General features: G+C 70.3%; 22 protein-coding genes and 1 pseudogene. 14 read left to right on the forward strand and 9 right to left on the reverse strand.

Translation table 11 applies throughout. The annotated features are described in order from the left end of the window. Positions 1-25: 25 nt before the first annotated feature. The gene (locus ABT186_RS30490) at positions 26-520 is read left to right on the forward strand and encodes a DoxX family protein (RefSeq protein ID WP_351605471.1); all 495 of its coding nucleotides are present in this window, start codon (positions 26-28) and stop codon (positions 518-520) included. Between the two features lie 41 nt (positions 521-561). Continuing rightward, positions 562-1,155: a MarR family winged helix-turn-helix transcriptional regulator gene (locus tag ABT186_RS30495; protein ID WP_351927770.1), complete on the forward strand. Its 594-nt coding sequence runs from the start codon at positions 562-564 to the stop codon at positions 1,153-1,155. Positions 1,156-1,191: 36 nt separating this feature from the next. Here the strand turns inward: ABT186_RS30495 and ABT186_RS30500 are convergent, their stop codons facing one another. The 6 genes from ABT186_RS30500 to ABT186_RS30525 form a co-directional block, all read right to left on the reverse strand. Further along, positions 1,192-1,695 carry a MarR family winged helix-turn-helix transcriptional regulator gene (locus ABT186_RS30500; RefSeq protein ID WP_351234090.1) on the reverse strand — a complete coding sequence of 168 codons (504 nt, stop codon included), beginning with the start codon at positions 1,693-1,695 and terminating at the stop codon, positions 1,192-1,194. 79 nt (positions 1,696-1,774) lie between these two features. Further along, positions 1,775-2,680: a 3-hydroxyacyl-CoA dehydrogenase gene (locus ABT186_RS30505; protein WP_351234088.1), complete on the reverse strand. Its 906-nt coding sequence runs from the start codon at positions 2,678-2,680 to the stop codon at positions 1,775-1,777. Next, entirely contained in the window at positions 2,677-3,636 is a 960-nt protein-coding gene (locus ABT186_RS30510) for a 3-hydroxyacyl-CoA dehydrogenase NAD-binding domain-containing protein (RefSeq protein WP_351927772.1), read from the reverse strand. Before ABT186_RS30510 ends, ABT186_RS30505 begins: the two co-directional genes overlap by 4 nt. An 88-nt stretch (positions 3,637-3,724) precedes the next feature. Further along, a complete protein-coding gene (locus ABT186_RS30515; protein ID WP_351234084.1) occupies positions 3,725-4,507 on the reverse strand; it encodes a crotonase/enoyl-CoA hydratase family protein in 783 nt (260 codons plus the stop codon). Beyond that, positions 4,504-5,736 (reverse strand): CaiB/BaiF CoA transferase family protein, encoded by a 1,233-nt coding sequence (locus ABT186_RS30520; protein ID WP_351234082.1) that lies wholly within the window; start codon positions 5,734-5,736, stop codon positions 4,504-4,506. The genes ABT186_RS30515 and ABT186_RS30520 overlap by 4 nt, the downstream gene beginning before the upstream one ends. A 5-nt stretch (positions 5,737-5,741) precedes the next feature. After that, positions 5,742-6,968: an acyl-CoA dehydrogenase family protein gene (locus tag ABT186_RS30525; protein ID WP_351234080.1), complete on the reverse strand. Its 1,227-nt coding sequence runs from the start codon at positions 6,966-6,968 to the stop codon at positions 5,742-5,744. Between the two features lie 403 nt (positions 6,969-7,371). Here ABT186_RS30525 and ABT186_RS30530 point away from each other — a divergent pair, with 403 nt between their 5' ends. The 5 genes from ABT186_RS30530 to ABT186_RS30550 are packed head-to-tail and all read left to right on the forward strand — an operon-like array spanning position 7,372 to position 13,694. After that, positions 7,372-9,300 carry a maleylacetate reductase and hydroxyquinol 1,2-dioxygenase domain-containing protein gene (locus ABT186_RS30530; protein WP_351927774.1) on the forward strand — a complete coding sequence of 643 codons (1,929 nt, stop codon included), beginning with the start codon at positions 7,372-7,374 and terminating at the stop codon, positions 9,298-9,300. Positions 9,301-9,317: 17 nt separating this feature from the next. Further along, positions 9,318-11,090 carry an FAD-dependent oxidoreductase gene (locus ABT186_RS30535; protein WP_351234076.1) on the forward strand — a complete coding sequence of 591 codons (1,773 nt, stop codon included), beginning with the start codon at positions 9,318-9,320 and terminating at the stop codon, positions 11,088-11,090. Between the two features lie 11 nt (positions 11,091-11,101). After that, positions 11,102-11,860, forward strand: a complete 759-nt coding sequence (locus ABT186_RS30540) for a CoA transferase subunit A (RefSeq protein WP_351234074.1) — start codon at positions 11,102-11,104, stop codon at positions 11,858-11,860. Continuing rightward, complete coding sequence (locus ABT186_RS30545; RefSeq protein ID WP_351234072.1) at positions 11,857-12,504, forward strand: CoA transferase subunit B; 648 nt, start codon at positions 11,857-11,859, stop codon at positions 12,502-12,504. The genes ABT186_RS30540 and ABT186_RS30545 overlap by 4 nt, the downstream gene beginning before the upstream one ends. Next, a complete protein-coding gene (locus ABT186_RS30550; protein WP_351927776.1) occupies positions 12,504-13,694 on the forward strand; it encodes a thiolase family protein in 1,191 nt (396 codons plus the stop codon). Before ABT186_RS30545 ends, ABT186_RS30550 begins: the two co-directional genes overlap by 1 nt. A gap of 25 nt (positions 13,695-13,719) precedes the next feature. On the opposite strand, the gene ABT186_RS30555 is transcribed toward ABT186_RS30550, so the two are convergent. Then, a complete protein-coding gene (locus tag ABT186_RS30555; protein ID WP_351234068.1) occupies positions 13,720-14,589 on the reverse strand; it encodes a helix-turn-helix domain-containing protein in 870 nt (289 codons plus the stop codon). Positions 14,590-14,745: 156 nt separating this feature from the next. On the opposite strand from ABT186_RS30555, the gene ABT186_RS30560 reads away from it, so the two are divergent. Continuing rightward, on the forward strand, positions 14,746-15,192 hold the full coding sequence (locus ABT186_RS30560) for a zinc-binding dehydrogenase (protein ID WP_351927778.1): 447 nt from the start codon (positions 14,746-14,748) through the stop codon (positions 15,190-15,192). 172 nt (positions 15,193-15,364) lie between these two features. Further along, the gene (locus tag ABT186_RS30565) at positions 15,365-16,294 is read left to right on the forward strand and encodes an NAD(P)H-binding protein (protein WP_351234064.1); all 930 of its coding nucleotides are present in this window, start codon (positions 15,365-15,367) and stop codon (positions 16,292-16,294) included. 350 nt (positions 16,295-16,644) lie between these two features. Here the strand turns inward: ABT186_RS30565 and ABT186_RS30570 are convergent, their stop codons facing one another. After that, the gene (locus tag ABT186_RS30570) at positions 16,645-17,679 is read right to left on the reverse strand and encodes an Lrp/AsnC family transcriptional regulator (RefSeq protein ID WP_351927780.1); all 1,035 of its coding nucleotides are present in this window, start codon (positions 17,677-17,679) and stop codon (positions 16,645-16,647) included. 107 nt (positions 17,680-17,786) lie between these two features. Between ABT186_RS30570 and ABT186_RS30575 the strand changes: the two genes are divergently transcribed. From ABT186_RS30575 to ABT186_RS30590, 4 genes are all read left to right on the forward strand, one after another. Continuing rightward, positions 17,787-18,947: an alpha-hydroxy-acid oxidizing protein gene (locus ABT186_RS30575; protein ID WP_351234060.1), complete on the forward strand. Its 1,161-nt coding sequence runs from the start codon at positions 17,787-17,789 to the stop codon at positions 18,945-18,947. A 280-nt stretch (positions 18,948-19,227) separates the two neighbouring features. After that, complete coding sequence (gene mdlC, locus ABT186_RS30580; RefSeq protein ID WP_351927782.1) at positions 19,228-20,847, forward strand: benzoylformate decarboxylase; 1,620 nt, start codon at positions 19,228-19,230, stop codon at positions 20,845-20,847. Between the two features lie 52 nt (positions 20,848-20,899). After that, a complete protein-coding gene (locus ABT186_RS30585; protein ID WP_351224952.1) occupies positions 20,900-21,661 on the forward strand; it encodes an SDR family oxidoreductase in 762 nt (253 codons plus the stop codon). A 208-nt stretch (positions 21,662-21,869) separates the two neighbouring features. Continuing rightward, the gene (locus ABT186_RS30590) at positions 21,870-24,698 is read left to right on the forward strand and encodes a LuxR C-terminal-related transcriptional regulator (RefSeq protein ID WP_351927784.1); all 2,829 of its coding nucleotides are present in this window, start codon (positions 21,870-21,872) and stop codon (positions 24,696-24,698) included. Between the two features lie 174 nt (positions 24,699-24,872). Here ABT186_RS30590 and ABT186_RS30595 read toward each other — a convergent pair whose 3' ends face one another. Continuing rightward, positions 24,873-25,505, reverse strand: coding sequence for a UbiX family flavin prenyltransferase (locus tag ABT186_RS30595; RefSeq protein ID WP_351224948.1), 633 nt, complete (start codon positions 25,503-25,505; stop codon positions 24,873-24,875). A gap of 298 nt (positions 25,506-25,803) precedes the next feature. Here ABT186_RS30595 and ABT186_RS30600 point away from each other — a divergent pair. After that, a pseudogene (locus tag ABT186_RS30600) lies at positions 25,804-26,051 on the forward strand (hypothetical protein); the annotation flags it as partial.

Genomic DNA, 26,051 nt, shown 5'->3' on the forward strand with positions numbered 1-26,051 from the left:
ACCCACCACGCACGAGGAGAGTGTGATGAACACCGGACTGCTCATCCTGAGGCTGGTCGTCGGCCTGCTGTTCGCCGGGCATGGGATCCAGAAGGTCAGCCACCGCCTGGGAGGTCACGGGATCGAGGGTGGAGCTGCGGAGTTCCGAGCGGACGGGTTCCGTGGCGGCCGGCTCACTGCGGCCGCCGCGGGCCTCGGACAGATCACCGCAGGTCTGCTGCTCAGCGCGGGAGCGCTCACCCCTTTGGCGGCCACCATCTCGGCGGGAGTCATGACGGTCGCGGCCACGGTGAAGTGGCGCAACGGGCTCTGGGTGCAGCACGACGGGTACGAGTACCCACTCGTCCTGACCGTCCTGCCGGCCGTGCTGACGCTCACCGGGCCCGGCCGCTGGTCGGTCGACCAGGCCATCGGCCTCCTTCCCTGGGCCCCCTGGTGGGCGGCCTCGGCCGTCGGCCTCGGCATTCTCAGCGGGCTGACGACCCGCGCCGTCCTGGCACGGCCGGGCCTGCCCGTCTGAGTCATCAGGAACATCTGCGCCGCCGTCGCGTTGAGACTGGCATGGAGAGAGAGACGAGAGGGCGGCGGAGGGCGGAGCCCACGCCGCCCTCCACCAGTGGCGACGTCCGTGGTGGCGGCGAGAGCATCGACCGTGAGCTGCTCGACGGGTGGATGCTGGTGATGCAGGGCTTCCAGGCCACGCAGGACTCTCTCGCGAGCGAACTGGCCGAGCGCTTCAACCTCCGCCAAGGCGCCGCCGAGGTTCTGGTGCGCTTGCTCACCGCGCCCAAGAACCGGATGCCGATGACACGCCTGGCACACGAGACACGCATGTCCAGTGGTGGGTTCACCAAGCTTGCCGACCGGCTCTGTGCGGCCGGCCTGACTCGGCGTATGGCCTGTGAGGAAGACCGGCGCCTCATCTACCTCGAACTGACGGACCTGGGCAAGGACACGGCCCGGGCCATCTCCGAGGCGGTTACGGGGATTCTGCGCGATCGAGTCCTCGCCCCTCTCGGCCGCGACGGGTTGGGCAAGCTCGCCGATGCCATGCGCGCGGTGCGCGACGCCAATGACGATCCGGGGAAGTTACGTCGGCACGCGGGACGTCCGAGGACAGAAACGTCGTCTGCGAATGAACTTCCTCATGGGTGAAGCGCAATTACCGAGTTGCGGTGGAGGAAGGCGACGTCAGGCTGACCGTTCCGAGTATTCCGAATCCGCACCGACGCCTTCGTCGTGGTGGTCCACCGGCCCGATAAGTGCCTCACTGATCTCACGCAATTGCTCAACCTGGGCAGGCGTCAAACGGTCGAGGAAATGAGAGCGCACGCAGGCGAGCTGAAGGGGAGCTGCGGCCCGCAAGACATCTCTTCCCGCACCGGTCAGCCTCGCCAGAACGATACGACGGTTGACGGGATCCGGTACGCGCACCACCCAGCCATGCTCCCGTGTGCGGTCCACCAGATGAGAGAGTCTGCTGGTCGATATGCCCATCCGCCGGGCCAACTTGGTCAGGCCCAATTGCCCCTCAGGAGCTTCCGCCAGCCAAGAGAGCATCTCATAGTGGATCTGCCACATGCCGGTCTCACGTCGGAATCCCTGCCCGACCTGCTCAGTGAGCCACCGTGCCGCACTACTGAAGACGCGCAGAGAGTGCTGCGCGTCAACGCCGGCCGATTCAATGCTCTCCACATGGACTCCTTGAATTCCGCGACACTCCTCAGTGTAATTTAATATTGAACCAAAGGGGAAGTGTGACGTACGCACTTGGTCAGACGCCTTTTCCGGTCACCAGCACGGCATGGGCGATTCCGGTGAGGTTGCCCTGTGCGACGAGGATCTCCTTGCGGTCCGATCCGTCGAGGCCGGCGGTGTAGATGCTGCCGCCCAGGTCGGTCACGTACATACGGCCGCCGTCCGGGTCGAGGGCGATGCCGATGCCTTCCATCAGGTGGGTGAGGAGGATCTCGGGCGAACGTACTGCGTTCGGCGGGTGCATGGGTGCGCGATTCACGGTGTTGCCCCGGGGCGGGTCGCCGCGGTCCGTCCAGTACAACAGGCGCTGCGCGTGGTCGAGTTCGAGGTCGATCGGCTCCGGCAGTCCTTCGAAGAGCACTTCGATGTCGCTGCGTTCGGCCGCGCTCTGCCCCTCGGGAAGGTCGATTCCGGCCCGCAGGATCTTCCCCTCCCCCGCGTCGCTCGGGCCCTTCTGGGACCAGTAGAGATGTCCGCCGACCGGGTCGACGGCGACTCCCACGCACCACCTTCTCTCGTCCTGGCGGTCGTCGGCTCCCTGTCCCGTCTGCACGAGTGTCTCGACGTTCGAGCCGTCGAGTTCGCAGCGCATCACGCGCATGCCCTCACGATCACCCCAGTACAGCTTCCGGCCCACGGCCTCGAAGTGGAGCTGCTTCGGGGTGTGCGTGACGCCGCTCGGCACGATCGTCGTCCGGTTGCCTCCGTCCAGGTCCACACGCTCGATCGAGCCGTCGTTCTCCCCCGGCACACCCATGTTCGTCCAGTAGATGTGCCCGGCCGCCACATCGACCGCCACCCCGTCAGGAACCCTGCACCCGGTGACGAGGACCGTCTTGCCCGAGCCGTCGGGATGCACGCAGAACAGCCGGCCGCCACCGCTGGCTTCGAGTACGAACAGCCTTTCCTGCCGCTGCGTCATGCCCCCTCCTCTGTCACGGGGTCGGCTGTGGACCCCGGGGCGGAGGAGTCATGCCGGGCGCGCACGGCCAGCAGGGCCGAGAGCATCGCGTCGCGCCGGTCGGCCAGCTCGTCGACCGAGTGGCCGCTCGCCTCATCGAGGACACCGGCCACGATCGTCTGCTGGAGCTCGGGTGTGAACTCGGGGGTGCCCAGGTCCTGCCAGGACGCCACCATCCGCGGCATGAGCGTCTCCATGAAGTGCTGGATGCCGCCCTCTCCTCCGCCCAGATGCCACAGCAGATGGGGTCCCATGACACCCCATCTGAGCCCCGGGCCCCAGGACACCGCGTCGTCGGAGTCGGCCACGTCGAGCACGCCCTCCTGGACCAGGTACACCACCTCGCGGTACAGCGCGGCCTGGATGCGGTTGGCGACGTGCCCGGGAAGTTCCTTCTTGAGGTGGACCGGTTTCTTGCCGATCGCGGCGTAGAACGCCATGACGTCCCGGACCGTGTCCGGATCGGTCCTCGTGCCGCCGACGACCTCGACCAGAGGGACGATGTGCGGCGGGTTGAAGGGATGCCCGATGACGGTCCGCTCCGGGCGCCGACACTCGGCCTGGATGACGCTCATCGTGATGCCCGATGAACTCGACGCGAGAATCGCGTCCGGCGGCGTGGCCTCGTCGATGTCGGCGAACAGCTTCACCTTGAGCTCCGGCCGCTCCGGTGCGTTCTCCTGGACGAAGTCGGCGTCCGCGACGGCCTGACGCAGGTCAGTGGTGAAGCTCAGCCGGTCGGGCGAAGCCCCGGGCGCGAGCCCGATCGAGGCGGCCGCGTCCCATGCCGCCTCCACGTACGCCCGCAGAGCCGTCTCCGCGGTGGGGGCGGGATCGGTCGCCGTGACGTCGAACCCGCGAACGAGATAGTGCGTCGCCCAGCTCGCACCGATCGTGCCGGTCCCTACGATCGCCACACGCTGGACAGGCCTGTGCGCATTCATGACTGGTCACTGCTCCTGAGAGAATTGGATACGGGGACGTAGGGGGCTGACGTGACCGGTATCAACGGCCGTGCCAGACGGGCGCGCGCTTCTCGGCGAACGCCAGTGCGCCTTCCCGGGCGTCCTCGCTGGTGGCCAGCCCGCTCGTGAGCTCGTCCTGGCGTGTGAACGCGTCGCTCTCGTTCAGGCCCTGGGTTTCGCGCAGGACCTCCTTGACGGCTGCGAGCGCCAGCGGTGCGTTCCGCGCGACGCGCTCCGCCAGTTCCCGGGCCACAGCCAACGCGGTGCCAGGTGGAGTGACTTCGTTGACGAGCCCGTACTGCTTGGCTTCTGCAGCGGTCAGCGGCTCGCCGGTGAGCAGTACGCGCGCGGCGACGTGGTACGGAAGGCGGCGCGGCAGCCGGACCAGTCCGCCCTCTGCCGCCACGAGACCGCGGGTGGTCTCGGGAAGCCCGAACCGGGCGTCCTCCGCGGCGACGATCAGATCGCAGGCGAGCACCATCTCGAAGCCGCCGCCGAGCGCCCAGCCCTCGACCGCGGCGATCAGCGGCTTGCGCACCGCCGCGCGGGTGAGCCCGCCGAACCCCCGGCCGGGGAGCACCGGCAGCTCCCCCTTGGTGAAGGCTTTCAGGTCCATGCCGGCGCTGAACACCCCGCCTGCACCCGTGAGGACGCCGACCGAGAGTTCCGGGTCCGCGTCGAGCAGATCCACGGCCGCCGCGAGTTGTACCGCGACCTCATGGTCGACGGCGTTCTTCTGTGCCGGGCGGTTGATGGTGACGGTCAGCACTCCGCCGCGGCGCTCGTGCAGCACCATGGCGGCCGCTTCGGGCGCCGTGCTCATTGCGGCGCCTGCGCTTGCGTCGAGCCGGGAATCGCTCCCTGGGCGCGCAGTTCGGCGATGTCGGCAGGGCCGAATCCCAGCTCGGCGAGGATTCCGTCGTTGTGCTCGCCAAGGTCCGGGGCCCGCTTCGCCGGGACTTTCTCGACGCCTCGCACAGTGACCGGGCTGTTGATGGTGTACTCCAGCCCGCTGACCCCTGCCAGCGGCACGACGATGTCGTTCGCGAGCAACTGCGGGTCCTGTGCTGCCTCCTCGGGTGTCTGGATGAGGCTGTAGGTGACGCGTTCCCGGGTCAGGGCGTCCTTCCAGTGGGCGAACGGGCGTGAGCGGAACTCGGCGTCGAGCAGTTCCGTCAGCGCGGCGGAGTTCTTGACGAAGCCCTCGATGCCGGTGAAACGGGGGTCCTCGAGCAGCTCGGGATGCCCGATGGCCCGCGTGAGTCCCGGCCAGTGCGGGGGTGAGGCCACCAGCATGAACCACTCGTCGTCCGCGGTTCGGTAGGGATTGATCAGGGGGTTCGCTGGTGCCTTCCGGTCGTGCAGCTCGAACGGGGTGCCGCCGGCGAGCGCGCCGGCCACGAGTGTTCCCGTCGCCCATACGCCTGCGGCGAGCAGCGACGTCCCGACACTGGCCCCTTGTCCTGTCCGCTCGCGGCGGTAGAGGGCGGTCACGATCGCGGCGTAGATCGCGATCGCCGACATGTAGTCACCGCTGCCCCAGACCGGCACCGTCGGCGGCGCTCCCGCGTCCCGGGTGGAGGCCAGCAGCCCGCTGCGCGACCAGGCGGCGGTCAGGTCGAAGCCCGGCAGTCCGGCGTCGGGACCGGCATCCCCGAAGCCCGTGATGTCGGCGTAGACGACTCTCGGGTTCCAGCCCGAGACCTCCTCGTAGCCGAGGTGCAGCTTCTCGCGCGTGCCGTGCGGGAAATTGGTGATCACCACGTCGGCCCACTGGACGAGCCGCTTGAGAACCTCGGTGGCCGCTGGGGACTTCAGGTCGAGCACCATGCCCCGCTTGTTGCGGTTGGCGAGGTGCCAGCTGTAGTTGGCCTCGGCCCGGGGGCTGGGCGGCACGGAGCTGAGCCGCCGCTGGGGGTCCCCCTTGTCCGGTGGCTCGATCTTGATGACGTCCGCTCCGAAGTCGGAGAGTACGGTGGCCGCGGCCGGTCCCGCGATGAAGCTCGACGCGTCGAGGACCTTCAAGCCGGTGAAGACGGATTCGGTGGTCATGGTCGTCACCTCACGAAGGCGCTCAGGCCGCCGGTCACGGCACGTCCGACGATGAGGGTCTGGATCTCCCGTGTGCCCTCGTACGAGTAGATGGCCTCCGCGTCGGCGACGAAGCGGCCGATCTTGTAGTCGAGGACGATCCCGTTGCCGGCCATCAGCTCCCGCGCCCACCCGACGTTCTCGCGCATCCGCACGGTGCAGTGGGCCTTCGCCAGCGCGGACTGCTCGTCCCGGTACACCCCGGCGTCCTGCAACTGGGCCAGTCGCGTCACCATCCCGCAGGATGCCGTGGCGTTGCCGAGCATCTTCACCAGCAGGTCCTGCACGAGCTGGAAGCCCCCGATGGGGCGACCGAACTGCTCGCGCTCCTTCGCGTAACTCAGGGCGATCTCGTAGGCGCCGAACATCACCCCCACCGCCTGCCACGCCACGCCGCTGCGCGTCTGGCGCAGGATCTTGGCGGTGTCCTTGAAGGAGTTCGCGTTCTGCAGCCGGTTGGACTCCGGGACGCGGCAGCCGTCGAGCACGATGTCGGCGTTCTGCACGATCCGCAGCGCCATCTTGTTCTCGATCTTCGTCGCGGTGAACCCGGGGGTGTCCTTCTCCACGACGAATCCCAGCACATGCTGTGTCTCGACATCGCGGGCCCAGATGACGACCAGGTCGGCGAACGTCGCGTTGCCGATCCATCGCTTGGCTCCGTCGAGGATCCATCCGTCGCCGTCACGTCGCGCGGTGGTCCGCAGGCCGCCCGCCACGTCGGATCCGCCGTGCGGCTCGGTCAGCCCGAAGGCGCCGATCTTCTCGAAGCGGCTCATCGCCGGCAGCCACCGCCGCTTCTGCTCGTCGGAGCCGCAGGCGAGGATGGTGCCCATGGCCAGACCTGTGTGCACGCCGAAGAACGTCGCCAAGGACGCGTCGAAGTGTGCGAGCTCCAGCGCGGTGAAGCCCGAGAAGAGGTTGCTCGGTCTGGATTCCGGGGAGTCGGGGTCGGCCCATTCCATCAAGCCCAGCTTCCCGAAGCCCTCCACCAGCTGGAAGGGGAACTCGGCCCGGGCCCAGTAGTCGTCGACGAGCGGGGCGGCCTGCGTGCGCAGGAAGTCGCGCAGGGATGCGATCTTCCCCCGTTCCTTCTCCGACAGCAGTTCCTCATGGGCGTAGAAGTCGGCGGGCAGCAGCCCTGCGTCCAGGTAGGGACCGGACGGTGTCGGCAAGGTCGTCGTACCGCTCATGGCGATCTCCCTCAAGCGCTGTGGGCACGGCTCGCAGGTCCGTGCCCTGGAGCGCACTTCTGCGCGGCGATTCGGTTCTCTGGCGCGATTGAACGAGGAGTCGTGGCCGGTTCCCCGGACCCGCGCCGCCATGGGGTGCCTTTGCCACCGTGTATCACCCCAGTGGCCCGCCGCAGCCCGGTGAGACAGGGGCGTGGGAAGAGTCAGCGCGCTCATCGGGGCCCCGCGAGTGGCCGTGGAGTCCAGCAGGGCCCGCGTCCGGTGTCGGTTGGGTCCGCCGCGGCACGCACGCCTGTTTCGTGCAGGGCGGCGCGCGGATCGTGCAGGAATTCACGCGGACGTCATTCGCATACTCGGTGGCTCAAGGGAACGACGCGACCGGATGACACGCGGAGGCAGTTCGATGCGGACGTTCGTCTACACATCCCACCCCTCGCGGGTGGTCTTCGGTGCCGGCACGGTCGGCCGCCTCGGCGAGGAGGTCGAGCGGCTCGGCTGCTCCCGGGTGCTGCTGCTGTCCAGTGGGCCCCTCGCGGCGGCCTCCGGCCGGGTGCGCCAGGCGCTCGGCGGCCTGCTGGCGGCGGAGTTCGACGGCGCGGTCATGCACACCCCGGTGGAGGTGACCGAGCGGGCTCTCGAGGTGCTCGGCGAGGCCTCCGTGGACGGCATCGTCGCCGTCGGGGGCGGTTCGACGACGGGCCTGTCGAAGGCGCTGGCTCTGCGTACGGGACTGCCGCAGGTGATCCTGCCGACCACGTACGCCGGGTCGGAGGTGACCCCTGTCCTCGGCGAGACCCAGGAGGGGCGCAAGGTCACCCGGTCGTCTCCGGAGATCCTGCCCGAGACCGTCGTCTACGACGTCGACTTCACCCTGACCCTGCCGCTGTCCCTGACGGTCACGAGTGGCATCAACGCGCTCGCCCACGCCGTCGAGGCCCTGTACTCCGCGGATGCCAACCCCGTCACCGACCAGCAGGCCCTCGACGCGATCTCCCGTATCGCCCGGGCGCTGCCCCGCCTCGCGGCCGACCCGGCCGACCTGGAGGCGCGCGCCGATCTGCTGCACGCGGCCTGGCTCGCCGGGACCTGCCTCGCGACGGTGGGTATGGGCCTGCACCACAAGCTGTGCCACACGCTCGGCGGCAGCTTCGATCTGCCGCATGCCGAGACGCACACCGTCGTGCTGCCGCATGCCATGGCCTACAACGCGCACGCGGTGCCCGGCGTGATGCGCCGTATCGCCGACGCCCTGGGCGTGCCGGACGCCCCGAGCGGCGCGTACGACCTGGTCGCTTCCCTGGGCGGCCCGACCTCGCTGCGCGATCTCGGCATGCCGAAGTCCGCCCTCGCCCGCGCGGCCGCGCTGGCCACCTCGGCGCCGTACCCGAACCCGCGCGAGCTGACCGCCGAGGGCATGGCGGAGCTGCTGGCCGGTGCCTGGCACGGACGCCGCCCCGAGGGCCCTCGGTCCACGGAAGCACAGGTTGCCCGTCTCACCGAACAGGTCGTGGCCAGCTTCGCGCAGGCCCCCGACCCGCGCGTCCGAACCCTGCTGAGCGACCTGGTCCGCCATCTGCACACCTTCGTCACCGCCAACGACGTCACCGACACCGAATGGCAGTACGCCATCGACTTCCTCACCCGCACCGGCAGCATCTGCAGCCCGACGCGACAGGAGTTCGTGCTGCTGTCGGACACACTCGGCGTCTCGAGCGCCGTGGACCTGCTCACCAACTCCCGTACGCCGCACACCACCCCGTCCGCGGTGCTCGGTCCCTTCTACGTGGAGGGCCCGCCCGACACCCCGCACGGCGGCGACATCTCCGGCGGGCTCCCCGGCACCCCGCTCTGGGTGGACGTGCGGGTCACGGACGCCCACGGTGCGCCGGTCAGGGACGCGGTCGTGGACGTGTGGCAGTCCAACGAGGACGGTTTCTACGACGTCCAGCTCCCGGACCTGGAAGGGCCCGTGCTGCGTGGCCGGCTGCGCACCGACGCCGAGGGGCGGATCACGTTCTGGTCGATCCTGCCCGCGGAGTACCCGATCCCGCAGGACGGGCCGGTCGGGCGGATGCTCGCCGCTCTCGGGCGCCATCCCTACCGGGCACCCCACCTCCACTTCATGTTCGACGCGCCCGGCCACCGCCGGCTCGTCACCCAGCTGTTCGTGTCGGGCGGCGCCTACCTGGACAGCGACACCGTCTTCGGCGTCAAGGACGAGCTCATCGTCGACTTCGCCCCGCAGACCGGCCCCACCCCCGACGGCCGCCGGGTCGACGGCGAGTGGCGCCGGCTCGACTACACCTTCCGTCTCGCCCCCCTGGCCGGATGACCGAGGAGCGCCCACCCATGACCATCACCTCCGCTCACGACACGTACGACACCGACGTCCTCGTCGTCGGCAGCGGGCCCGCCGGGGGTTCCGCCGCGCTCCTGCTGGCCGACTACGGCATCCGCACCCTCCTGGTGACGAAGTACGGCTGGCTGGCCAACACGCCCCGGGCGCACATCACCAACCAGCGCACCATGGAGGTCCTGCGCGACCTCGGCGTGGAATCCGAGGCGCTGGCCGTCGGCAGCCCGTCCCACCTCATGGGCGACACGGTGCTGTGCACCTCGCTGACCGGGCACGAGATCGGCCGCATCCGCACCTGGGGCACCGGGCCCGAGAGAGTCAGCGAATACGCGGGCAAGAGCCCCTGCGAGATGATCGACCTGCCGCAGACCTACCTGGAGCCGATCCTCGTGAACAACGCGGCGGCCCGCGGCGCCAAGGTCCGCTTCGACACCGAGTTCCTCAGTTTCACCCAGGACGAGAGCGGCGTCACCGCACGACTGCGCGACCGGGTCCGCGGCGACGAGTTCACCGTGCGGGCCCGCTATCTGATCGGCGCGGACGGCGGGCGCAGCACGGTCGCCGAGCAGCTCGGCCTTCCCTTCGACGGCCGCATGGCCAAGGCCGGCAGCATGAACATCGTCTTCAAGGCCGACCTCACCCGGTACTGCGCCCACCGGCCGAGCGTCCTGTACTGGGTGCTGCAGCCCGGGGCGGAGACCGGCGGCATCGGGATGGGCCTGGTCCGCATGGTCCGTCCGTGGAACGAGTGGCTGCTGGTGTGGGGTTACGACATCGAGCAGCCTCCGCCGGAGGTGGACGAGGAAGCGGCGCGGCGGATCGTGCGCGACCTGATCGGCGACCCCGACCTGCCGGTGGAGATCACGTCCACCTCGCTGTGGACGGTCAACCACAGCTACGCCTCGGCGTACGGGTCCGGGCGGGTCTTCTGTGCGGGCGATGCGGTGCACCGTCATCCGCCGTCCAACGGGCTCGGCTCCAACACCTCCGTACAGGACTCGTACAACCTGGCCTGGAAGCTCGCGATGGTGATCCGCGGCGAGGCCGGCCCCGAGCTGCTGGACACCTACTCCGCCGAACGGGCCCCCGTCGGGCGGCAGATCGTCGAGCGGGCCAACCTCAGCCGCGACCAGTTCGGCCCGATCTTCGACGTCCTCGGCATCGGTGGCGGCAGTGACCACCAGGCCATCACCGAGGGGCTCGCCGCGATAGGCGCACCGACGCCGGAGGGCGCCAAGAAGCGGCGCCGGCTCGAAGAGGCGATCCAGCTCAAGAACTACGAGTTCAACGCACACGGCGTCGAGATGAACCAGCGCTACGTCTCCTCCGCGGTGCTTCCCGACGACGACTTGGCCGAAGTCTGGGAGCAGGACCGAGAGTTGGTGGCCCAGCCGACCACCCGACCCGGCGCGAAACTGCCGCACGCCTGGCTCGTCGATGCCCACGGCGAACGTCTGTCCACGCTCGACGTCGTCGGCGACGGCACCTTCACCGTGCTGACCGGCCTGTCGGGCGATGTCTGGGACACGGCCGCGACCGCGTGCGGGGCAGAACTCGGCGTTCCGCTGCGGGTGGCGCGTATCGGTGACGCCGACTGCCGTGACGTGTACGGCGAATGGAGCCGGGTCAGCGAGATCGCTGAGGACGGCGTGCTGCTGGTGCGCCCGGACGGCTACGTCGCCTGGCGCCGCGCCACCGCCCCCGAGTCCGCGCAGACGGCGCGGGACGAGCTGCTCGGCGTACTGCGCCGGGTGCTGGCCCGGTAGGAGAGAACGGGATGGACAAGGTGATGGCCACGGCCGCGGAGGCCCTGGCGGACGTGACGGACGGACGGTCGTTCGCCGTCGGCGGCTTCGGGCTGAGCGGTGTCCCGGAGGTGCTCATCGGCGCCCTGTACGAGAGCGGGGCGAGCGGCCTGACGGTCGTGTCGAACAACTGCGGCGTCGACGGCCGTGGCCTCGGGATCCTGCTGGCCGCGGGCCGGATCAACCGGGTCACGGGCTCGTACATCGGCGAGAACAAGGAGTTCGCCCGTCAGTACCTCGCGGGCGAGCTGGAGGTCGAGCTGACGCCGCAGGGCACGCTCGCCGAGCGGCTGCGGGCGGGAGGCGCGGGGATCCCGGCCTTCTACACCCCGGCCGGCGTCGGCACACAGGTCGCCGAGGGCGGCCTGCCGTGGCGCTACGCGGCCGACGGCTCGGTCGCCGTGGCCTCGCCGGCCAAGGAGGTGCGGACCTTCGACGGCGTCGACCACATCCTGGAACACGCCATCACCACGGACTACGCGCTGGTCAGGGCGGCACGCGGGGACCGCCACGGCAACCTCGTCTTCCGCCGCGCGGCCCGTAACTTCAACCCGCTGGCCGCCATGGCCGGGCGCATCACCGTCGCGGAGGTGGAGGAGCTGGTCGAGCCGGGCGTACTCGACCCCGACGAGATTCATCTGCCGGGGGTGTTCGTGCAGCGCGTCGTGGCGCTCACCCCCGAGCAGGCGGCCGACAAGGGAATCGAGAAGAGGACGGTGCGCGAGCGATGAGCTGGAGCAGGGACGAGATGGCGGCGCGCGCCGCGAGCGAGCTGCGGGACGGAGACTACGTCAACCTGGGCATCGGGCTGCCCACCCGCGTGGCCGACTTCCTGCCCCCGGGCGTCGACGTCGTCCTGCACTCGGAGAACGGGCTGCTCGGCGTCGGGCCGTACCCGTCGCCCCACGAGGTCGACGCCGACCTCATCAACGCGGGCAAGGAGACCGTGACCGTACGGCCGGGAGCGTCCTTCTTCGACTCCTCGCTCTCCTTCGGCATGATCCGCGGCGGCCACATCGACACCGCCGTCCTCGGCGCCCTCCAGGTCTCGGTCCGCGGGGACCTCGCCAACTGGGCGGTCCCCGGAAAGATGATCAAGGGGATGGGCGGGGCGATGGACCTCGTGCACGGCGCCGGCCGGGTCGTCGTACTCATGGAGCACACGACGAAGGACGGCACCTCCAAGATCGTCGAGGAGTGCACGCTGCCCCTGACGGGCCGTGGCTGCGTGGACCGGATCATCACCGACCTGTGCGTCCTCGACGTCACGCCCCACGGGCTCGAACTCATCGAGACCGCACCGGGTGTGACGGCAGATCAGATCGCTGCCCATACGCCCCTGACCACCCATAGCTGGACTGCTGGGAGCAACTGATGATCGAGCGAACGCGTGACGTGTACGTCGTCGACGCCGTCCGAACCCCGTTCGGCCGCTACGGCGGTGCCCTGGCGGGCGTACGCCCGGACGACCTCGCCGCCGGTGTGCTGCGCGCCCTGGTGGAGCGCAGCCCCGGCCTGGACCCCGCGCGCATCGACGACGTGCTGCTCGGCAACGCCAACGGCGCGGGCGAGGAGAACCGCGATGTGGCCCGCATGGCCGTCCTGCTCGCCGGACTCCCGGTCACCGTGCCCGGCGCCACGGTCAACCGGCTGTGCGGATCCGGCATGGAAGCCGTCATCCAGGCGGCCCGCGCCATCGCGCTCGGTGACGCCTCCATCGCGGTGGCGGGCGGTGTCGAGTCCATGAGCCGCGCGCCCTGGGTGCTGCCGAAGCCGGAGCGGGCCTTCCCGGCGAAGGACCAACAGCTGTACTCCACGACCCTCGGCTGGCGCATGGTGAACCCGCGGATGCCCGCGGAGTGGACGATCCCGCTCGGCGAGAGCGCGGAGCTCGTGGGCGCCAAGTACGCCGTCACCCGGGAGGCGCAGGACGCGTTCGCCCTGGCGAGCCACCGCAACGCCGCCCGCGCCTGGAGCGAGGGCAAGTACGCGGGAGAGGTGGTCCCCGTCGACGGGGTGGACCTGACCCGCGACGAGGGCATCCGGGACAACACCTCCCTGGAGGCACTCGCCCGGCTCAAGCCCGCCTTCACCTCCGACGGCACGATCACGGCCGGCAACGCCTCGCCGCTCAACGACGGGGCGGCCGCGCTGCTGCTCGCCGACGAGGACGGCCTCGCCGCGATCGGGCGTGAGCCCCTGGCCCGGGTCCGGGCTGCGGCGGTGACGGGCATCGAGCCGCAGTACTTCGGACTCGGCCCGGTCGACGCCATCCGCAAGGTGCTCGACAAGGCGGCGGTCGCCCCGGGCGATCTCCACACGATCGAACTGAACGAGGCCTACGCCGCCCAGGCGCTGGCCTGCCTGGCCGCTCTGCCGGGGCTGGACCCAGAGGTCGTCAACCCGCGCGGCGGCGCCATCGCCATCGGCCACCCGCTGGGCGCGTCGGGCGCCCGTATCACCGGAGCGGTCGCACACCAGCTGGCCGCCGCGGGCACCGGCACGGGCCTGGCGGCACTGTGCATCGGGGTGGGCCAGGGGCTGGCGCTGGTACTGGAACGCTGAGGGCCGGGGTCCGCGAGAGGCCTCCTCAGCCGGACCGGCGCAGCGCGGCCGGGGTGGTGCCCAGCCGGGCGCGCATCACCCGGGTGAGATGCTCCTGGTGGGAGAAGCCGCAGGCGACGGCCACCTCCGCGATCGGAGTGGAGCCGGTGCGCAGCATCCGGCACGCGGCCTCCACGCGCAGCTTGAGCAGGAACTGGTGGGGCGACTGGCCGGTGCTCGCCCGGAACCTCCGCGTGAACTGGCTCGGGCTCAGCGAAGCGGCGTCGGCGAGGTCCGCGATCGGCAGCGGTTCGGCGAGGCGCTGCTCCATGAGGTCGCGGACGGCGGCCAGCTGCCGGTCGGACAGTCCGGACCGGTCGGGTGGTGGTGTGGTCGCACGGGCGCCGTGACGGCGTACGAGCTGCGCGGCGAGCATCCCGGTCAGGTGGTCGGTGTACGTGCGGGCCGACGGCTCCCAGGAGCGGACCGCGCCCTCCAGCGCGAGCAGGAGCTGTTCGGCGAGTGGATCACTGACCCCGAGTTCCTCGGTCAGCTCCACGGGCCGTCCGCCGTTCGCGTCGCACAGGGCGTCGTCCGTGAGGTAGGCGTGGATCGTGTCCAGGCGCCCGCCGAGCTCGACGGCGAGACTCCGGCCGGCCGGCTGCAGGAAGAGCCCACCGGCCGGGATCGTCCGTGACCGCGTGCCCGCACCATGCCCCCGCCGTACCGTGACGGGGCCGCTGAGGTGCAGGATCACCAGATGGGTGGGGGCCGGACCGAACGCCGCGCGGTAGGGCTGCTCCATCTGCGCGGAGAGGTACAGCCGGTCCCATCCAAGCCCTGAGCTGCTGTGTCGTGCGCCCACACCAGGCTGTAGCAGGATGCCGAGGGTGTCGGTCAGGCCGAGTTCCGTCATGTATTGCGACCTCCTCACGGCAACCCCATATAGTTGAAGAGTAAACCAGGCGCCGTCCGTCGAGAAGTGACCGAATCGCCCGAACGCGATCCATTCGAGCGCGGAGCGCAACCACGAACGGCACGTGATGTGGCGCTGCGTCGCAGGTGACAGCCTGTGCACACAGGCAGCACCCGCCGTCCGGTCGTGTCGACCGAGCATCCAGGCTGGGCCGACGAGGTCGGTGGGGCAGCCGCCGGCCGCCCGGTGAGTGTGGCCTTCGACCCGATCGGCGGGAAGCCGGCGGAGAGCCTTCTGGACCTGTTGACGCCGGGCGGGAAGCTGGTCAGCTACGGGCAGATCGCCCAGGAGCCGATCTCGGTGCACGCGTCGACGCTGCTGCTCAAGTCGCTGACGCTGCGGGGCAAGAACATCGGCCGGTGGCTGTCCGAGGTCTCCGCCGAGCGGCGGGCATCCGACGTCGCCGCCGCGAAGCTGATCGCGCCGGCGCTCAAGGACCAGTTCGAGGTGGCCTCCACGTACGGCCTCGGCGGACTGGCCGACGCCGTCGGACACGCAGTACGGCCCGGCAAGGTCGGCACCGTCCTCGTCCGCCCTTGGTAGCTCCCACTGCCCGGGCGGGGGCATAGAGCGACCGTCGGCACGCCCGCCATCCTGGCCGTCGTCACCATCCGTGATCACCCTGCGCCGCCGGAGCCGGGCATCGTTGCCGGACCGCCGGGGGTGCGTCGGCCTCCGGTTTGCACGCCGACGATGTGCACAGCAGGCTGCTCCTATGGACCACACCCCGAAAGGCAGCGTGCTCCCTCTGCTGGTGACGGGCGCGGCGGGTAGCGTCAGCGCCGTCGGACGAACCGTGGTCGAAATTCTCCGGCAACGGGACCTGCCCGTGCGGGCCATGGTGCGTCGCGACGACGAACGGGCGGAGGCGCTGCGCGCGAAGGGTGCCGAGGTCGTCGTCGGAGACCTCACGCGTGCGGGCGATGTGGCTGACGCCCTGTCCGGTTGCGGGCGGATGTACTTCGGCATGAGCGTATCGGCGCAGTATCTGGAGGCTGCCATGACGGTGGCGGCCGTGGCGCGTGCGTACGGGCGCCTGGAAGCGCTCGTGAACATGTCGCAGCTGACCGTCTCCGAGATGGACCTCACCAGCGACTCCGAGTCTGTGCAGCAACGGCACCACTGGCTGGTGGAGCAGGTCCTCGGCTGGTCAGGCCTGCCCGTCGTCCAGATCAGGCCCACCGTGTTCATGGAGAACCCGCTGTTCCGTGTCGGCTTCTCCTCGATCGCGAAGGACGGAAGCATCAGACTGCCCTTCGGCCAGGCGAAAACCTCCCCCGTGGCAGCCGGGGACGTCGCCCGGGTCGTGGCGGAGATCCTGGCCGATCCGTCCCGGCACACCGGCCGCATCTATGAGCTGACCGGCCCCCGCTCGGAGGACATCTCCGCCATGGCGGCGGAGGTTTCCACAGCTCTGGGCCGGCCGGTCAGTTACACCGACGTCGGCCTGCAGGAATGGATCGACGACGACCTCAGACCGCTGGGGCTGCCGGACCACGTCTTCCAGCACATCTCGACCATGGCTCGCCTTCACGCGGAGAACCGATACGACCGCAAGGCGGACGGCGTCGAGCAGGTCACAGGGCGGCCTCCTACCGGGGTGGCCGAATACGTCCGTGAGAACCCCAGCCTGCTCAGTCCCTGAAGCCGAATCCTCGCGGATCGGGTCGCGTAGATGTCAGAAGACGCTTCCGCGAAGTCGTCCACATACCGGGCAGCTGGGGCAGTCACGACGCGTGGCCGCCACCGCTCCACGCCGCCATGAGCTTCGAGGACATCCGAGACCAGGTCGCTCATTGTCTCCTGCTGTCCCAGTGAGCCGGGTGCCGTCCAATACCACCTCACGCACGTCTACTCGAAGCTCCGCATCTACTCCCGCAGCGAACTGGTTGGGTCAAATCCCTCGCTCTGTTGGCGCTTCCAGCGCGACATGGCTGTACGCACGCTCGGCCCTGACGAACGTGGAGGAGTCGGCGGCTCGGGGCACCGTGTGCGTCACATCTCCGGCCCCGACCAGAAGTCGGGCGGGACGATACCGACGGAGCGGCCGTGGGGGTCCAGGAGGCGCCCCATCAGCTTGTCCTGGCGCAGGGCGATGACGCGGTCGACGATGTCGAGGCTCGGGTGGGCGGTGGCGAGCTGGGTCTCCAGGCGCAGGACGTCGCTGGCGGAGTGCAGGCTGGCCTGGAGGATGAGGTTGTGAGGGCCGCTGACGGCGGCGCAGTTGCGGGTCTCGGGCAGACGGACGAGGGCGTGCCCGATCTCGGGGAGATCGGCGGGTGGGACTCTGGCCCAGAGGGTGACCGCGACGGGCCAGCCACCGAGGGGGCGGGCGAAGTCGCAGCGGAACCGCAGCAGGCCGCGTCGGGTGAGCTGTTCGGTGCGGCGTTTTGCGGTGTTGAGGCTGACGCCGAGGTCGCTCGCCAGGGTCTGGTAGGAGGCGCGGCCGTCGTGGGCGAGCCGGGTGATGAGGACGCGGTCGAAGAGGGTGATCTCGCCCGGGGCGGCAGGGGTTCGGGCCGGGGGCGGGCCGGTCAGCTGGGCACGCTGGGTTGGGTCCAGGGCGGCGATGCGCCATCGGCCGCCCTCGGTGAACATGTGGGTGACGATCCGGGCCTCCACCTTGGTGATACCGGGAAGGCGCGGGAGCAGGTCCAGGGTGTAGCGGGAGAGGGCCGGCAGGTCGCGGGTGGCGACGATGGCGAGGATGTCGTGGCCGGCGGCCGCGCGTTCGATCGTGAGCATGTGGGGGTGGGCGCTCAGTGCCTGGGCGACCCCGGTGGTGGCGCCGGGAGCGCAGTCGATCACGACGAAGGCCACGCAGATCTGCTCGAACAGGCGTGGGCCGGGTGAGAATCCCACCCAGGCGGCGCCCTGCTCGGACAGGCGGCCGAAGCGGCGGGCGACGGTGACCGGGTCGACCTCCAGGGCACGCCCGAGCTCGGTCCATGAGGCCCGCGGCTGCAGCTGCAAGGCGTTGATCAGCGCCAGGTCGTCCTCTGTCAGCAGCGCTGGTGCATCATCCTGCATGATCCTCTCCTGCGAGGCATAATCCTGCGTTTGGCGGCTTTCACGCGTCACTCTCCCATTGTGGACTTCAGGGGCCCGCACCTGTCGAGCATGAGGAGGGCCGGACCATGGCGTACGGCGACTATCAGGACGAGATCTACATGGACGGGCTGCGCGGGGTCGTGCCGCGCTTCCCGATGACCTACGACGAACTGGAGCCGCTGGCTCAGGCCGCGATGCCCGCCTCGGTGCGCTCCTACGTCATGGCCGGAGCAGGCGACGAACGCACCCAGCGAGCCAACGTCACCGCGTTCGAACGCTGGGGTCTCGTCCCGCGGATGATGGTGGGGGCCACGGACCGGGACCTGTCCGTCGACCTGTTCGGGATGCGTCTGCCCTCACCGCTGTTCATGGCCCCGGTCGGCGTGATCGGGCTGTGCGCGCAGGACGGCCACGGCGATCTCGCCACGGCCCGTGCCGCCGCCCGCACCGGCGTGCCGATGGTCGCCTCCACCCTGACCGTCGATCCGCTGGAGGAGGTCGCCGCCGAGTTCGGCGCCACCCCGGGCTTCTTCCAGCTCTACACGCCCACAGACCGTGAGCTGGCCGAGAGCCTGGTGCACCGGGCCGAGAAGGCCGGCTTCAAGGGCATCGTGGTCACCCTGGACACCTGGATCACCGGCTGGCGCCCCCGCGATCTCGCCGTCAGCAACTTCCCCCAGCTGCGCGGGAACTGCCTGACCAACTACACCAGCGACCCCGTCTTCCGCGCCCGCCTTGCCCGCAGTCCGGAGGACGACCCGGCGGCCGCGGTCACCGAGTGGGTGCGGATCTTCGGCAACCCGCTCACCTGGGACGACCTGTCCTGGCTGCGCTCGATCACCGACCTGCCGCTGATCCTGAAGGGCATCTGCCACCCGGACGACGTCCGCCGCGCCAAGGACGGCGGCGTGGACGGCATCTACTGCTCCAACCACGGCGGCCGCCAGGCCAACGGCGGCCTGCCCGCCCTCGACGCCCTGCCCGGCGTGGTCCAGGCCGCCGACGGCACGCCCGTCCTGTTCGACTCCGGTGTCCGCACGGGAGCCGACATCATCAAGGCCATCGCCCTGGGCGCCACCGCCGTCGGCATTGGCCGCCCCTACGCGTACGGCCTCGCCTACGGCGGCGAGGCCGGCGTCGTCCACCTCCTGCGGTCCCTGCTCGCCGAAGCAGACCTGATCATGGCCGTCGACGGCTATCCCAGCCTCGCCGACCTCGCCCCCGAGGCCCTCCGCCGCCTCACCTGACAGCCGCCGACCAGTCGGGGCGGACGCATCGGCGGTACCTCGCTCACCGAGTGGTCGGCCATGGTCCACCTCCTCAGCGACCTGGGCCCAGCCCTCCCATCAGGCCCGTCACCGAACGGTGTGTATGTCATGACAAATACCTATTTGTGCAGCAGGATCAGACTGGCGCACGCTTCCGGCACCCCACGACGCCGAAGACGGCACTCGACACCGCATGGAATAGCGCGCACCCCTCCACCAGACCCCTCGAACCAGAAACCCAGCCCCAGCAAGGAAGTCGATGGCAACCATGACTGAGAAGTCCACCGTCCGCAGCGTGACCTACGACCTGCTGCGAACCCTGAAACTCACCACGGTCTTCGGTAACCCCGGTTCCACCGAGCAGCCGTTCCTGCAGGAATTCCCCGAGGACTTCACCTACGTCCTGGCGCTGCAGGAGGCTTCCGTCATCGCGATGGCCGACACCTTCGCCCAGGTCACCGGCCGACCCGCGCTGGTCAACCTGCACTCCTCGGCCGGGATGGGAAACGCGGTGGGCAACCTGGTGGCGGCCTACCACGGCAACACACCCCTGATCATCACCTCCGGCCAGCAGCACCGGGAGCTGGTGATCGGCGACCCGTATCTCGGCAACCGAGAGGCCGTCACGCTCCCCAAGCCGTGGGTGAAGTGGTCGTACGAACCGGCCCGCGCCGAAGATGTACCGGAGGCCTTCATGCGGGCCTACGCTGAGGCACTGCAGCCGCCGACGGGCCCGGTGTACCTGTCGATTCCCATGGACGACTGGAAGCGGCCCCTGTCCGGCTTCACCCGGGTGCGGACAGTCAGCGACCGCGTCGCCCCCGACACCGCGCGGCTGCGCATGTTCGCCGATCGCATCTCGGCCAGCCGTCGTCCCGCACTGGTCTTCGGTCCGGAGGTGGACCGGGCCGGTGGCTGGGACGCGGCCGTCGCCCTGGCGGAGAAGCTGCGCGCGGCCGTCTACGGCGCCCCGCTGCTGGACCGGGCTTCCTTCCCCGAGAACCACCCCCTCTTCGGCGGCCCGCTCGGCATGTCGGTCAAGACCATCAGCGATCGGTTGACGGGCCACGACCTGGTGGTCGTGATCGGCGCGGAGGTGTTCCGCTACTACCCCTACGTCCCCGGGCCGTACCTGCCGGAGCGCACGGAGCTGCTGCAGATCACCGGCAACCCGGCGGTGGCCGCGGCGGCGCGGGTCGGTGACAGCCTCCTGGGCGATCCCAAGACGGCGATCGAGCTGCTCCTGGACATGGTCGCTGAGGGTTCGGCGCGGACCGCGCCGGAACCGATGCCGCGGCCCCGCGAGCTCCCCCAGGCGCCTAACGCCCCGCTCACCCCGCCGGAGGTGTACGCCACCCTCAGCAGGGTCCGGCCGGCCGACGCGGTCATCGTCAACGAGTCGACCTCCACGATGGCGCAGCAGATCGAGTGGCTCCCCACCAGCCGGACCGGATCGTTCTTCGCCACGGCCAGCGGAGGCATCGGCTGGGGCACCCCGGCCGCCGTGGGCGTCGCACTCGGCGACCGGGACAGGGGCGCCGAACGGCCGGTGATCGGCCTGATCGGCGACGGCTCCTTCCAGTACTCCGTGCAGGCCATCTATACGGCCGCCCAGCACAACCTCCCGATCGTCTACGTGGTCATGCGCAACCAGGAGTACTCCATCCTCAAGTCGTTCGCCGTGCTGGAGGAGACCCCCGGAGTGCCGGGGCTCGACCTGCCCGGACTCGACATCGCCTCCGTCGCTCGCGGCTTCGGATGCCGCGCGGTGGACGTGGAGACCACCGAGGACCTGGAGCGCGAGTTCAAGTCGGCCCTGACCGCCGGCACCACCACCGTCATCGTCGTCGCCACGCAGCCCCAGAAGGCGATGTTGTAGGCCGCGCGGATCGCACGGTCGAAGAAAGAACAGCGGAGAGAGGACAACAAACATGGACTTCGGACTGAAGGACCGGGTGTACATAGTCACCGGCGGCACCCGCGGGCTGGGCATGGCCGCCGCGCGCGAGCTGGTGGCGGACGGCGCGCGGGTGGTCGTCAGCGGCCGCGACGAGAAGTCGGTCGCCGCCGCTCAGGCCGACCTCGGCGGCCCGGGGCAGGCAGTCGGCGTCGTGGCCGACAACGCCGACGCCGACACTCCGGAGCGGCTGATCGCCGCGGCCCGTGACGCGTTCAAGCGCCTGGACGGAGTGCTCATCAGCGTCGGCGGGCCCCCGGCAGGCACCTCGGACACCATCGACGACGACCAGTGGCGCGCCTCCTTCGAGTCGGTCTTCCTCGGCGCGGTGCGGCTCTCCCGCGCCGTCGCCGCCGAGCTGGGCGAGGGAGGTGCCATCGGCTTCGTCCTCTCCAGCTCCGTGTACGAGCCCATTCCCGGCCTCGCGATCTCCAACGCCCTGCGGCCGGGGCTGGCCGGTTACGCGAAGAACCTCGCCAACGAGCTGGGCCCCAGAGGCATCCGTGTCGTCGGCCTCGTGCCCGCCCACATCGAGACCGACCGAGTACGCGAACTCGACGCACGGCACGGTGACGCCGACGCCGCCCGCGAACGCGCCACCGCCGGCGTCCCCCTGCGCCGCTACGGCACCCCGGACGAGTTCGGCCGCAGCGCCGCCTTCCTGCTCTCGCCCGCAGCGTCGTACCTCACGGGCGTGATGCTGTCGATCGACGGCGGCGTTCGCAAAGGCTTCTAGAGTCTCCGCGGTCAAGACCGCGAATCGAGCGGGTTCACGCTGGGCGGTCGCCGGGGAAGCGCCGAGACCGTATGGCCGCCCTTTCGCCGCAAGCGCCGTACGGCGGTGAAAACAAGCACGCCATCGGCCCGAGCACACCCCGTGAGGTGGGCGGTACGCGCGCGGTCAGCGTTGTGCCGTGCTACGAGCGGAACCTATCCTCACCACTGTGGCGACTTCCGAGAGCCGGAGGTATCCCGCGCAGCCCGCCGGTTGCGACTCTGGCGGCCTCGTGGGGCGCGCGCACGAGCTGGCGCTGATCGACTCGCTGTTCGCCGATCAGGATCGCACCGGGTACGGCCCCGTCGGCCGCGGGTTGCTGCTGCGTGGTGACCCAGGGGTCGGGAAGACCGCGCTGCTCGACGTCGCCGCGGCCCGGGCGAGTGCCGCCGGCAGGCGTGTGCTGCGCGCCTGCGGCGCGGAGTTCGAAGCCGGGGTCAGTTTCGCGATGATCCACCAGATGCTCTACCCACTGCGCGGGGACGCCGATCTCCTGCCCGGCCCGCAGCGCGATGTCCTCTGCCGGCTCTTCGACCTGACGCCGGCGGCTCTCCCGGACCCGCTGACCGCCGGGACAGCCGTACTCGCCCTGCTCGGCGCGGCCGCCGCCGAATGCCCGCTGCTGCTGGTGGCCGATGACGCGCCGTGCATCGACCCGGCCAGCGCCACGGTACTGGCCTTCGCCGTGCGTCGACTGGGCCAAGCCCCTGTGGCGCTGCTGGCCGCTGCCCGTACCGGGCTGAAAGGGTTTCTCCCCTTTGTGGGGTTGCCGGAACGGACGGTGCCACCCCTGGACGACCAGTCGGCGGCGGAGCTTGTCGAGGCCCGGTGGCCTGACCTGGCGCCGACCGTCCGGCGCCGGCTGCTGGCCCAGGCCGCGGGTAACCCGCTGGCCCTCCAGGAGCTACCGACGACTCTGAACGACCGGCAGCGCTCCGGCGCACAGCCGGTGCCCAGCGTGCTGCCCCTGTCCGAGCGGCTGCTGGACACCTTCGCCCCCGAGCTCGATCAGCTGCCCGGCGCGACCAGAAAGGCACTCCTGCTGGCCGCACTGGCGGCCGACGACGACCTGGACACCATCAGGGTCACGACCCGATGCTCGCTGGACCTGGACGACCTGGCCCCGGCACAGCGGGCCCGGCTGGTCCACGCCGACACCGCCTCCGGACAGGTCACCTTCAGCCATCCGCTGACCCGCTCGGCGGTTGTGTACCTGACCCCGCCGGGCGAGCGCCGGGCCGTGCACCAGGCACTCTCCGAGGTACTGGTCTTCGATCCCGAACGGCAGGCGTGCCATCTGGCCGAGGCGAGCACCGGACCCGACGAGGCGGTGGCCCGGGCGCTGGACAAGGCGGCCCTGCTCGCGCGGCTCCGCGGCCGTGCCTCGACCGCGGTGGCCACCCTGGTGCGCGCGGCTGAACTCAGCCCGCACCCCGGAGACCGCTCCCGGCGCCTGGTCGAGGCCGCCCACCTCGCCACCATGGCCGGACAGCTCGACCAGGTCACCTGGCTGCTGGCGGACGCCGGGCAGACCCCGCAGACCCCGGACGTGCTGGTCTTCGCCGCCACCGCCCACCTGCTCACGAACAACGAAGGCGACGTCACCGCCGCGTACCGGCTGCTGACCCGGGCGCTTGACTCCACAGAGGATGCCGGGCCGGACTCCTGGGACAGGTACGGCATCCTCTACGCCCTGCTGCTGGTCAGCCTCTACACCCTGCGGCCGGAGCCGTGGGAGCTGCTCAGGAAGGCCATGGTCCGCTTCGAGCCCGAGCAGGTCGTCCCGTTCCAGCTGTGTTACGACGCGTACGTCGATCCCACCCGGACCTCGGACGCCATCCGGGAGGGCCTGGACCGCGCCTTCGCCGCGCTCCCGCCGGCCGCTGCGCCCTGGGAAGTGATTCCGCTGGCCTTCGCCGCGGTCGCGATGGACACCCTGTCCGACTACCGCTACGCGGTCCGCGGCATGATCGAGCGGGAACGCGACGGCGGCGCCATCGCCATGGTGGTGCCCGCGCTGATGCTGCTCTGTCAGGACTCCTACGTACACGGCCAGTGGGACGAGGCCGAGAACCTCGCACAGCAGGGGCTGGAGTTGGCGACGGGCTATGGCTACTCGTTCTGGGAGCGGCAGATCCGGGCCGTGCTGGCCTCCGGTGCCGCTCTGCGCGGCGATGTGGACCTGGCCCGGGCCCGCAGCAAGGAGACCACCACCTGGGCGGCGCCCCGGGGCATGGGCGTCACCTTGGCGTACGCCCGTTCAGCCGGCCATCTCGCGGCCATGGGCCAAGGCGACTTCGAGGAAGCCCACACCCAGGTGGCGCAGATCGACCCGCCCAGCGCCCCCAGCGCCGGCATCCCCAACCGGTGGGTGGTGCTCGACCTGGTCGAGGCGGCGATGCGCACCGGACGCCGCGAGGAAGCCCGCGCACACGTCGTCGCCGCCCAGCAGGGCGGCCTCCCCCGCATCGGCACACGCATCGCGATCATCACGGCGGGAGCCGCGGCCGTGGCTGCGGACGACGAGGTGGCCGGCGCCCTGTTCGAGGAGGCCCTGGCCCTGCCCGAAGCCGCCCGCTATCCCTGGGAGCAGGCACGGATCCAGTTCGCCTACGGACAGTGGCTGCGCCGTACTCGGGACACCGCCCGCGCCCGCATCCAGCTGCGTGCCGCCATGGAGACCTTCGACCGGATCGGCGCGCGAGCGATGGTGCAGCGCGCCCGCAACGAACTGCGCGCCACCGGCGTGGCCGCCGCCACGCGTTCCGACCCGGCGGCACCCGAACTGACCGCCCAGGAACGGCAGATCGCCGAATTGGCCGCCACCGGACTCACCAACAAGGAGATCGGCGCCCGTCTGTTCCTGTCCCACCGCACGGTCGGCTCCCACCTGCACCGGATCTTCCCGAAACTCGGCATCACCACCCGCGCTGCGCTGCGCGCCGCACTGGAAGCCGGCGCCCACGAAGCCCATTCCGAAGGTCAATTCCAGTCGTAGACGCGCACGGCCTACACCTCCGGTACGACGGCTCGTCAGCCACGAGCCGGTCCGCGGGTCGGGTGTCGTGTTTGCAGGGCGGGGAGGCGGCGTCCACCCTCAGCGGCGGAAGCGGTGGCCTGGTGAGCCGTGGCCGTAGGCGAGGCCGTGGCGGGTGTGCCGAGCGTTTCGAGTTCACAAAGGTGGGTCCGGAGGTCGATGATCGCGGACATCGGTGCTGGTTCCCTGCAGCGCCGGCGAGTGGGACATGCCGTTCCAGCGCTGTGCCGACGGCACGTGAATGTCCAACTGGTCCAGGACGCGGACGACGACATGGCTGACCGGATCCCCAATCGTCTCGGGACGGTAGTAGCAGGCCGGCATCGGCGGGACGATCCGAGCCCCCATACGCGTGAGCGCCAGCATGTTGTCCAGGTGACTCTCGCTGAGCGGGTCCCGTGCCACGAGTACCAATCGGCGCCCGGCCTTCAGCGTCGCGTCGGCCGCACGGGAAATGAGCCCCTCGGCACAGCCGGTGCATATTCCGGCCAGCGTCTTCAAGCCGCACGGCGCGATGACCATGGCGTCCCCCCGGAACGACCCCGACGAGATCGGCGCGCCCTGATCGTTCCACGCGTACGTCGCGTCCGCGAGGTCGGTGACCTCGTGCGCCGACAATCCGGTCTCCAGTCGCACGGTCGACCTGGCCCACGGGGACAACACCAGATGGGTCTCCACATCCGGCTGCTGCCGCAGTCGGCGCAACAATTCGACACCGAACACGGCCCCGGTCACCCCCGTCATCCCCACGATCATTCTCCGTGGCATGGGTATCCACCGCCTCCGCATGCGATCACTTCGAGCGGAACTACCCACGCATCGTGAAGGTCCTGAGTGCGAACGAGCCGCTCGAAACTGGCTGCGACCGATTCTCACCACGCGGCGGGGCCGTTCCGCATGCGTCAGATGACTGAACAATCCGGGAGCGGTCGGGCAGGAAGGCGACCGACTGACGTGCATGCAGTCAATCGACCGAAGACGAGGCCGTGAACCGCGACGTAGTTTCGCGCTCAGTCGATGTTCTGAGTCTCGCCGTCGATGCTCCGTACGGCCGAAGGACGCCATCATGACCGAGAACTCCTCTGTCCACAGCGTCACCTACGACCTGCTGCGCTCCCTGCAGCTCACCACGGTGTTCGGGAATCCCGGGTCGACCGAGCAGACCTTCCTGCAGGAGTTCCCCGAGGACTTCCAGTACGTCCTGGCCCTCCAGGAGGCGGGGGGGGGGGCGCGGGGGGGCGCCCGGGCGGCCGAGGCGCCCGCCCCCCGCGCGGGGGGAACACGGGACACAAAGCGGGGGGGGGGGCCCGCGGC

The sequence above is a fragment of the Streptomyces sp. NPDC001634 genome, from assembly GCF_040298185.1.
In the GTDB taxonomy this organism is placed as follows: Bacteria; Actinomycetota; Actinomycetes; order Streptomycetales; family Streptomycetaceae; genus Streptomyces.

What these genes read in the sequence shown, in the direction of transcription:
- ABT186_RS30530 (WP_351927774.1), top strand. Translation starts at nt 7,372, where the DNA reads ATGCGGACGTTCGTCTACACATCCCACCCCTCGCGGGTGGTCTTCGGT.
- ABT186_RS30575 (WP_351234060.1), top strand. Translation starts at nt 17,787, where the DNA reads ATGGCGTACGGCGACTATCAGGACGAGATCTACATGGACGGGCTGCGC.
- ABT186_RS30515 (WP_351234084.1), bottom strand. Translation starts at nt 4,507, where the DNA reads ATGAGCACGGCGCCCGAAGCGGCCGCCATGGTGCTGCACGAGCGCCGC.
- ABT186_RS30535 (WP_351234076.1), top strand. Translation starts at nt 9,318, where the DNA reads ATGACCATCACCTCCGCTCACGACACGTACGACACCGACGTCCTCGTC.
- ABT186_RS30545 (WP_351234072.1), top strand. Translation starts at nt 11,857, where the DNA reads ATGAGCTGGAGCAGGGACGAGATGGCGGCGCGCGCCGCGAGCGAGCTG.
- mdlC (WP_351927782.1), top strand. Translation starts at nt 19,228, where the DNA reads ATGGCAACCATGACTGAGAAGTCCACCGTCCGCAGCGTGACCTACGAC.
- ABT186_RS30540 (WP_351234074.1), top strand. Translation starts at nt 11,102, where the DNA reads ATGGACAAGGTGATGGCCACGGCCGCGGAGGCCCTGGCGGACGTGACG.
- ABT186_RS30505 (WP_351234088.1), bottom strand. Translation starts at nt 2,680, where the DNA reads ATGACGCAGCGGCAGGAAAGGCTGTTCGTACTCGAAGCCAGCGGTGGC.
- ABT186_RS30585 (WP_351224952.1), top strand. Translation starts at nt 20,900, where the DNA reads ATGGACTTCGGACTGAAGGACCGGGTGTACATAGTCACCGGCGGCACC.
- ABT186_RS30595 (WP_351224948.1), bottom strand. Translation starts at nt 25,505, where the DNA reads ATGCCACGGAGAATGATCGTGGGGATGACGGGGGTGACCGGGGCCGTG.
- ABT186_RS30570 (WP_351927780.1), bottom strand. Translation starts at nt 17,679, where the DNA reads ATGCAGGATGATGCACCAGCGCTGCTGACAGAGGACGACCTGGCGCTG.
- ABT186_RS30525 (WP_351234080.1), bottom strand. Translation starts at nt 6,968, where the DNA reads ATGAGCGGTACGACGACCTTGCCGACACCGTCCGGTCCCTACCTGGAC.
- ABT186_RS30550 (WP_351927776.1), top strand. Translation starts at nt 12,504, where the DNA reads ATGATCGAGCGAACGCGTGACGTGTACGTCGTCGACGCCGTCCGAACC.
- ABT186_RS30495 (WP_351927770.1), top strand. Translation starts at nt 562, where the DNA reads ATGGAGAGAGAGACGAGAGGGCGGCGGAGGGCGGAGCCCACGCCGCCC.
- ABT186_RS30555 (WP_351234068.1), bottom strand. Translation starts at nt 14,589, where the DNA reads ATGACGGAACTCGGCCTGACCGACACCCTCGGCATCCTGCTACAGCCT.
- ABT186_RS30565 (WP_351234064.1), top strand. Translation starts at nt 15,365, where the DNA reads ATGGACCACACCCCGAAAGGCAGCGTGCTCCCTCTGCTGGTGACGGGC.
- ABT186_RS30520 (WP_351234082.1), bottom strand. Translation starts at nt 5,736, where the DNA reads ATGACCACCGAATCCGTCTTCACCGGCTTGAAGGTCCTCGACGCGTCG.
- ABT186_RS30490 (WP_351605471.1), top strand. Translation starts at nt 26, where the DNA reads ATGAACACCGGACTGCTCATCCTGAGGCTGGTCGTCGGCCTGCTGTTC.